Raw genomic sequence first — 8,311 nt, forward strand, 5'->3', positions numbered from 1 at the left:
CGCCAGTCTGGCGCGCCCGCCACGCTCGGCCCTCTCCCCGCCTCGTTCCGCTACCGGCACAGTCCGTGCTTCCCCGTTGACGGAAAGGAATCCATCACGACGAGGGAGAACGACCTTGGCCGAATACGCCAACTGGCTGTCCAGAGTGCTGCTCGCCCGACAGTTCGCGAACCAGCATCTCGTATCGCTGGATGTGCCGGCATGGCGCACCGCCGCCATCCGGATCGTGAGCCATTTCCTGCGGCCGAGCATCGACGACATCGCGATCAAGGCACCGATCTTCATCGTCGGCACACCACGCTGCGGCTCGACGATGATGCAGGAGATCCTGTCCTGCCATGAGCGCATCGCCTACGTCACGCACGCCATGGACAGCGCGCGCGACCCACGCACCTTCTATGCGACGGAAATGCTGCGCAAGCGGCTGAAACTGAACGTCGAGGGCGAGCGCTATCTGAAGGACAGCATCATCGTCAACGCCGGCACGCCGGCCGAGGCGATGCGGTTCTGGGCGGAATCACTGAAGCTCGACCCGTTCGCGCTGACCTGGCCCGAGCGCACGCTGGCCGATTTCACGCCCGAGGAAATCGAGCACATCTATTTCTATATCAAGCACGTGATCAACTGCTTTCGGGACCGCGGTGGTGACCGCTTCCTGAACAAGTCGCCCGCGCTGCTCACGGTCATCCCGCTGGTGGCCGAACTGTTCCCCGACGCCCGCTTCGTCTATCTGATCCGGGACGGCCGCCAGGTCGCCAATTCACTGATCAAGCTCTACACGCGTCAACGCGAACAGGACATCAAGGTCAACCACCCGATGTTCAAGGATCAGCCGTTCATTCCCTATCCGCGGGTCGACGGCCTGGAGCAGGCGATCAAGCAGTGGGGAGCGGATGACCTGCGCACCACGGCGCACATCTGGAACGAGTCCGTGAACTACATGGACCGGATCAAGCCGACGATCCCGCACCTGATGGAAGTCCGCTACGAGGATGTGCTGGCCGAACCGCATGACGTCATCGGCCGCATTCTCGAATTCTGCGACCTGGGGGAGCCGGAACAGCCGGACGCCAAGGCCGCATTCGATGCACGCATGGCCAAAGTGGGACGGGTGTCTCATACCAACCAGTACTCGGGCTTCGAAATTGTGGAGTCCATCGCAGGTGAAAACCTGAAGCGGTATGGATATTGCGATACCCCTACCTGAAGACCTCGAGTCGTCGGCGACACGGATGTCTGTAAGCCGAATGGACCTGACCGGATGTCATCGGTTACCCCCCAGGTCCTGGCAGGAATCGGGCATGACGCCCAAAACCTGCCATCGGTTGATCAGCCATGCACGCCGTCGCACGGCTCACCGTTCGACGTGGCGGTCAGCGCCTGTCGAGTAGTCACCAAGACCCAGGGAGTCTCCAACATGAGCACGATTGCAGACCAAGTTCGGGAAATCATCGCCAGTGAACTGAAGATCGAAGCGGACAGCGTGACGTCCGGTTCGACACTGGAAGATTGGGGCGCGGATTCGCTGGATTTCCTCGAAGCCATCTTCGCCATCGAAACCCACTTCGACATCAGCTTTCCGGATGACGAGGAATCGCGAGCCGTCTCCGATTTCGACTCGCTCGTCCGCATCGTCGAAGGCGAAGTGAACGCCAAGGTCGCCGCCTGACGTGAAGGTTGTCGTCACCGGGCTGGGCGTCGTTTCCAGCGCGGGCATCGGCAAGGCTTCATTCTGGGATTCGATCCGCGAGGGCCGCTCCGGAGTCAAGACTCTGGAGGGCGTGGACACCTCTCGGCTCAAAACCAGGATCGCCGGCCAGGTCACGGACTTCGATCCGTCCGCGCTGAGCTACAGCGCTGCCCGCAATCTGGACCGATTCACCCAGCTGGCTCTCAAGGCCTGCGAAGAAGCCGTCGAGGAATCCGGTCTTTCCGGCGATCCCGGCCGCCTGGGCGTCATCCTGGGCACCGGGGTCGGCGGGATCGGCACGATCGACGATCAGCAGCCCGCGCTGCACACCCATCAGCGCGGGCCGCAGATCCTGCACCCGTTGACCGTGCCCAAGGCCATGTTCAACGCGGCGGCCGGTCATATCGCGATCCACTACGGCATCCGCGGCCCGAATTTCACCGTGTCCACGGCCTGCAGTTCCGGCGCGAGCGCGATCGGCGAGGCCGTGCGGCTGATCCGGCATGGCTATGCCGATGCCATCATCGCCGGCGGTACCGAGGCCCCGCTCAGCTACGGCATGTTCGCGGCATGGAACGCGATGCGGGTCATGTCGGTACGCAATGACGACCCGGCTGCCGCGGTGCGTCCGTTCTCGAAGGACCGCGACGGTCTGGTGCTGTCGGAGGGCGCGGCCATCGTCGTGCTGGAGCGCGAGGATCTCGCTCGCAAGCGCGGCGCGCCGATCTACGCCGAGGTCACCGGCTACGGATGCAGCAACGATGGCGTCCATCCCACACGACCCAGCGTCGATGGCCAGGTCGCGGCGATCCGCGATGCCCTGCGGGATGCCGGAATGTCGGTGGACGAGGTCGATTACATCAACGCCCACGGCACCGCGACCACGGCCAACGATGTCACCGAGACCAAGGCCATCAAGCAGGTGCTGGGCGACCGCGCGGCCAAGGTGCCGATGAGCTCGATCAAGAGCATGCTCGGCCACGCGCTGGGCGCGTCCGGCGCGATCGAATTCGTCAGTTCCTGTCTGTCGCTGCGCGACGGGATCGTCCCGCCGACGGTCAACCTGCACACGCCGGACCCGGACTGCGATCTGGACTACGTGCCCAACGAGGCACGCGAAATGCCGCTGAACGCGATCATGTCCAACACCTTCGCGTTCGGAGGCTGCAACGTGATTCTCACGCTGCGCAAACCGGAAAACACACTCTGATGCGTCGCTGAACGGGGCGGCGACGCATCACCAACGTCGAATCCATGCATCCACGGAAAGGCTGGACGAAGTGAAAACTGTCTACATCACCGAGATGGCCTCGTTTCTTCCGAACGAGCCGGTTACCAACGACCAGATCGAAACGGTTCTGGGGGAAATCCCCAACCAGCCGAAACGCGTCAAGCTGTTCGTGCTGCAGAACAACGGCATCAAGCAGCGCTACTACGCCGTCAACCAGGAAACCGGCGAACGTACGCACACCAATGCCCAACTGGTCGGCGAAGCCGTGCGCTCGCTGGTCAGCAAGGTTGGTCTCACCGTCGATGACATCCAGGGCCTGGCCTGTGGCAGTTCATCACCGGATCAGCTCATCCCCTCCCACGCGAACATGGTGGCCGGCGAGCTGGAATTGCAGCCCGCCGAGGTGATGTCCGCCGCGGGGGTCTGCTGTTCCGGCATGTCGGCACTGAACTACGCCTACATGAACCTGGCGATGGGCATTCGCGACAATTTCGTCGTCTCCGGCTCCGAACGTGCCTCGCCGTTCATGCAGGGCCACTCGTACACCATGGTCACCGACGCCGACGCCAACCAGACCGAAGCCGCCCCGATGGTCAGCTTCGAGAAGGAGTTCCTGCGCTGGATGCTGTCCGACGGCGCAGGTACGGCGCTGGTCGAAACGGCGCCGCGCGAGGATCGGCTGTCGCTGCGCATCGACAACATGGAAGTGATGTCCTGGGCGGGCCAGAAACCGACCTGCATGTACAACGGCATGGTCAAGGACAAGGACGGGGTGTTCCACTTCTGGTCCGACGAGGAGGACATGCGCAACATCCTGTCCAAGGGCTATCTGCTGCTCCAGCAGGATGTACGCGTGCTCGACAAGAACATCATCGAGGTCGCCGTCGCCGGCTGCCAGTTGATGAAGGACAAGTGGGGCCTGGATTTCGACAGCGTCGACTACTTCCTCCCCCATCTGTCGTCGATGTACTTCAAGAAGCGGCTGGGCGAACAGATGGCTGAGGCCGGCTACGGCATTCCGGAAGAAAAGTGGTTCACGAATCTGCCGGAGACCGGAAACATCGGCTCCGCGTCGATCTTCGTGATCCTGGAAACCCTGCTGCATTCGGGACGCCTGAAGAAGGGCGACCGGATTCTCTGCGCGGTTCCGGAAAGCGCCCGCTTCTCGATGGCGGCGATGCTGCTGACGGTGGTCTAGGAAGACCCACACCAGTCCCCAGTCCGGCGCGACATGCGCCTTTACCGCGAGCCCAAGGAGGGTGCGTGAACGCGATCATTGGCCTGCTGAAATGGCTGAACGTCGTGCCGGTTCCATTGCTGGACATCCAGCTGCCGATTGTCCGTGCGCGGGCGATCATCGAGGCGAACCGGTTGGGCATCTTCAAGCTGCTGGCGGAGCATGATGCCGCGGGCGGACTCGGCCCGGATGAGGTCGCCGACAAGCTGGGGCTGTCGCCCGAAGGTACCGGCCTGCTGCTGCGAGCGCTCAAGAGCAGCGGTTATCTGAAACTTCGCGCAGGCAAGTACGTCAACGGTCGCTGGGCCAGGAAGTGGATTGTCGACCCGGATCGCGGGCTCGGCGAGATGCTCAAGCTGCAAAGCGTGACCTACGAGCGCCTGCAGTCGCTGGGCGACAACGTTGCCTCCGGCCGGCCGTCGCTGGATTTCCATTCGAAGTTCGAAAAGGCCGGCACCGACGGCCAGGAAACCTACACCCGCGGCATGCAGCAGGCCGCGCGGATGTTCATCCCGGCTGTGCTGAAGGCCGCGGACATCCCGGACGACGCCAAGACGATGATCGACATCGGTGGTGCCCACGGCGAATACGCCCGTCAGTTCGTCGCCCACTACCCCGATCTGCACGCCACGGTCTTCGATCTCGGTGGCCCGATCGGCACAGCCCAGAAGCTGGCCGAAGAACAGGGCCGCACGGAGCGGCTCAGCTTCGTCGCCGGCAACGCCTTCCAGGATGACCTGGGAGAGAACTGGGACGTGATCCTGCTCGCGAACTTCATCCACCTGTTCAATCCGGATCAGACGCTGGTGCTGTTCGAAAAATGCCTCAAGGCGCTGGCGCCGAATGGCGTGCTGCTGATCGTCGATCAGTTCTCCGGCAGCGAGGGCGGGATCAAGGCGCAGCTGTTCGACGTGATTTCACTCAACTTCTTCAACGTCGGAGGACGCGCCTACACGCTGACCGAAGTCCACGACCTGCTCGCCAAAGCCGGGTTCACCAAGGTGGTGGACCGCGGATTCCCACCCAGCGTGCCGGGAGGCCTGGTTCAGGCCGCGCGCTGATCCGGCCCAAACCAGATCATCATGCAACCAACCGATAACGCATCACCGCCGACTCCGCCCAAACGGGTGCTGGAGATTCACTTTTCACAAACCGGCCAGCTCACCCGGGTCATGGATCACCTGGTGCAACCGCTGATCGACCAGCCGGGCATCGAGGTGGAACGTCATCGCATCGAGATGGTGCAGCCCTACCCGTTTCCGTGGCCGTTTTTCCGCTTTTTCGACGAGTTTCCGGAAACGGTCGCGTTCGTCACACCCGAGATCAAGGCCATCGAGGCCTCTGGTCCCTACGATCTGATCGTGCTCGGGTACACGCCGTGGTACCTGAGCCCGGCACCGCCGATCGTGGCATTTCTGCAATCGGAAACCGCGGCCAAGCTGTTCCGCGACACGCCGGTCGTTACGGTAACCGCCTGCCGCAACATGTGGCTGATGGCCCAGTACCGACTCAACAAGCTGATCCGCGGGCTCGGTGGCCGGCTGCTGGACCGCGTGGTGCTCGCCGACCAGGGCGGCACGGCGGCGACGTTCATCACCACACCGCGCTGGATGTTCACCGGCAAGAAGAACCGCTACCTGGGCATGTTTCCGCCCGCCGGTGTCGCGGAACCCGAGATCGAGGGCGCGGATACCTATGGCCGGCGCATCGTGCAATGGCTGGAGTCCGAGACACCGGCCACGGAGGCCGAGCGGCCGATCGCCACCCCGGACCCCAACCCGCCAAACCCGATGCTGCTGCTCGGGGAGTTCATGGGTCTGCGCAGCTTCATGATCTGGGGCGCGCTGATCCGACTCTGCGGCCGTCAGGGCCGGTGGACGCGCGTGCCGGTCGTGCTGTTCTACGCGCTGTTCCTGGCCTGCGCCGTGGTCGTGGTACTGCCAATCACCATGCTCTCGCTGCTGCTGCTGCGGCTGGTACCGGCATTCCGGCGGTTCCACGACGATCTCGTCGAGCGCGTCGTCTCGTGACCGGCTTGTCCACACGGCGTACTTCTTGCTGCTGATTCCATACGCCTTGCGCCGCGGTGTTGTACATGCGCCTGCGGTCGCCCTTCGTCACGCTACCATTGCGGACCGATCGCGAGTCCCCAGGAGGTCGTCACGATGACCGAATCCACCATCGAACGTCGCAACCTGCGCATGGTCTTCGACGCCGAACGGCCGCGCTTCTGGCACAGCGGCAATGCGCGCATCTCGCGGTTCTACGACGCCTTGTCGATGTCGTTCCCGCCAGGCGAGAAATCGTTCATCGAGTCGGTGCGCGAATTCGCCGAGGGTATCGAGGACGAACAGCTCCAGAAGGACATCCAGGGCTTCATCCGCCAGGAGGCGGATCACACCCGCGAGCACGCGCGCTACAACGCCACGCTCAAGGCGCAGGGCGTGGATGTGGACTTCCACACCAGCCTGACCGCCAAGCCGGTCGAGTTGACGCGGCGCTACCTGTCGCCCAAGCGCAATCTCGCCCGCACCGTGGGCATGGAACACATCACCGCCATCCTGAGCGATCTGGCGCTGAGCGATCCGCGTGTACTGGAAGGCGCCGACGAGCAGGTCCGACGCATCTGGAACTGGCACGCGATCGAGGAAATCGAGCACAAGGGCGTTGCATTCGACGTGTTCGAACGCGCCGTCCCGAACAAGCTGGAGCGCTACTTCCTGCGCACCACGGTGATGCTCTGGTCCACCCTCGGCTATTCGGTGGGCATGACGACATCGATCACGCTGATGCTGTGGCAGGACCGCAAGCTGTTCGATATCCGCGATTGGGGGCAGGCCTTCCGCTTCTTCTGGATCCGCCCGGCCGTGATTCCGCGCGCCTTCGGTCGCTGGCTGGCCTATTTCCGCCCGGGCTTCCACCCGTGGCAGCACGACAACCGCGAACTGGTCGAAACCTACGCCGCCGAGCTCGATCGCGCGGAAAACGCCTGACCGGTCGTCGCATCGAATCGATCCGGCGGGCCGCGGGTACGGTCCTTGCGAGTTTCAACGCCGTGTTGAATGCACTCTCCATGGAGGGAGGTTGGCCATGTCCGACGAACTGATCTGGCGGGATTTTCCGCTTGCCTTCGTAATGAGTGCCCTGCAGGCGGCCGTGCTGGGGCTGATCGTCAGCGCGGTGCTGCTCGCGCCGCTGAACTGGCTGGTCGGCCTGGGTTACGTCAACGGACTGTTCTGGGGGGCGGGCCTGCTGTTCGTCATCCTCTGCCCGGCGCTGCTGGTGGCCGCGCTGAAACCGGCCGAGGACACCCAGCCGCTGCTGGTCATGACCGCCGGACTGAGCCAGCAGTAACCGCAATCGAATCGTCGGAATCGCGGATGCGCCCGCATCCGCCCAATCCAGGGAGAACGTGATGGGGATAGCAGCACGTCGGACCGCGATCATGCAGCGTCAGCGGTCGAACATTCGCGACTGGATTCGCGGCAACAACACCGCACGCCGCGTCGCCACCACCCTGCTGATGCTGGGCATCGCGCTGATCAAGGCGATTCCGCCGCTGCGTCGGGCGGTGCCGGAGCAGGTCGGCCTGTTCGCGCAATCCTGGGACTGGGAGATGCTGCGCTCGGCGATCACCTCGTTCGGGTCACGCATCTATATCGACCAGCCCTGCGTAATGCCCGATCCGCCCACCTGGCAGCCTCTGGCCGAGGTCGACGAGCAGTGGCGCCTGTCGGAAGACCAGATCCGCAGCTTTTACGAGAACGGTTTTCTCGGCCCGCTGACCCTTTGCTCCCGCGAGGAAATGATCGAACTGCGCGAGCAGGTCTGGGCTGAGATCGAGCAGCCGTCGAAGACCTACGGCTTCGTCACCGGGCGCGACCGCCACCTGGACTGCCCGGCGGTGTGGGACCTGATCAAGCGTCCCGAGTGGACCGAACGCCTGGCGCAGTTGCTGGGCCCGAACCTGCTTCTGTGGCGCTCGCAGCTGTTCCTGAAGGAGCCGGGCGCGCCCGAGGTCACCTGGCACCAGGCCAGCACCTACCTGTCCGAAGAAGGCTACAAGGCGACGCTGTGGCCGGCCGACCGCGACGAGCTGTTCCAGCTCACCACCTGGATCGCGTTCGACGACGTGGATTACGACAACGGCAAC

At 63.7% G+C, this 8,311-nt stretch carries 9 protein-coding genes; all 9 read left to right on the forward strand.

Annotated features, from left to right (window positions below; translation table 11 throughout):
• Positions 1 to 115 precede the first annotated feature (115 nt).
• Positions 116 to 1,207: a sulfotransferase gene (locus ABNS06_RS07905; RefSeq protein ID WP_348673723.1), complete on the forward strand. Its 1,092-nt coding sequence runs from the start codon at positions 116 to 118 to the stop codon at positions 1,205 to 1,207.
• A 210-nt stretch (positions 1,208 to 1,417) separates the two neighbouring features.
• On the forward strand, positions 1,418 to 1,669 hold the full coding sequence (locus ABNS06_RS07910) for a phosphopantetheine-binding protein (RefSeq protein WP_348673724.1): 252 nt from the start codon (positions 1,418 to 1,420) through the stop codon (positions 1,667 to 1,669).
• Position 1,670: 1 nt separating this feature from the next.
• Entirely contained in the window at positions 1,671 to 2,900 is a 1,230-nt protein-coding gene (fabF, locus tag ABNS06_RS07915) for a beta-ketoacyl-ACP synthase II (RefSeq protein ID WP_348673726.1), read from the forward strand.
• Between the two features lie 70 nt (positions 2,901 to 2,970).
• On the forward strand, positions 2,971 to 4,119 hold the full coding sequence (locus ABNS06_RS07920; RefSeq protein ID WP_348673727.1) for a StlD/DarB family beta-ketosynthase: 1,149 nt from the start codon (positions 2,971 to 2,973) through the stop codon (positions 4,117 to 4,119).
• Positions 4,120 to 4,184: 65 nt separating this feature from the next.
• Positions 4,185 to 5,219 carry a methyltransferase gene (locus ABNS06_RS07925; protein WP_348673728.1) on the forward strand — a complete coding sequence of 345 codons (1,035 nt, stop codon included), beginning with the start codon at positions 4,185 to 4,187 and terminating at the stop codon, positions 5,217 to 5,219.
• Between the two features lie 21 nt (positions 5,220 to 5,240).
• Entirely contained in the window at positions 5,241 to 6,188 is a 948-nt protein-coding gene (locus tag ABNS06_RS07930; RefSeq protein ID WP_348673729.1) for a hypothetical protein, read from the forward strand.
• Positions 6,189 to 6,323: 135 nt separating this feature from the next.
• Entirely contained in the window at positions 6,324 to 7,151 is an 828-nt protein-coding gene (locus ABNS06_RS07935; protein ID WP_348673730.1) for a metal-dependent hydrolase, read from the forward strand.
• Positions 7,152 to 7,248: 97 nt separating this feature from the next.
• On the forward strand, positions 7,249 to 7,512 hold the full coding sequence (locus ABNS06_RS07940; RefSeq protein WP_348673731.1) for a hypothetical protein: 264 nt from the start codon (positions 7,249 to 7,251) through the stop codon (positions 7,510 to 7,512).
• Positions 7,513 to 7,573: 61 nt separating this feature from the next.
• Positions 7,574 to 8,311: phytanoyl-CoA dioxygenase family protein (locus tag ABNS06_RS07945; protein ID WP_348673733.1), on the forward strand; the 738-nt coding region annotated here is incomplete at its 3' end.

Origin of the sequence: uncultured Abyssibacter sp. (genome assembly GCF_964000955.1) — a bacterium.
GTDB lineage: Bacteria > Pseudomonadota > Gammaproteobacteria > Nevskiales > OUC007 > Abyssibacter.

What these genes read in the sequence shown, in the direction of transcription:
- ABNS06_RS07910 (WP_348673724.1), top strand. Translation starts at nt 1,418, where the DNA reads ATGAGCACGATTGCAGACCAAGTTCGGGAAATCATCGCCAGTGAACTG.
- ABNS06_RS07930 (WP_348673729.1), top strand. Translation starts at nt 5,241, where the DNA reads ATGCAACCAACCGATAACGCATCACCGCCGACTCCGCCCAAACGGGTG.
- ABNS06_RS07935 (WP_348673730.1), top strand. Translation starts at nt 6,324, where the DNA reads ATGACCGAATCCACCATCGAACGTCGCAACCTGCGCATGGTCTTCGAC.
- ABNS06_RS07940 (WP_348673731.1), top strand. Translation starts at nt 7,249, where the DNA reads ATGTCCGACGAACTGATCTGGCGGGATTTTCCGCTTGCCTTCGTAATG.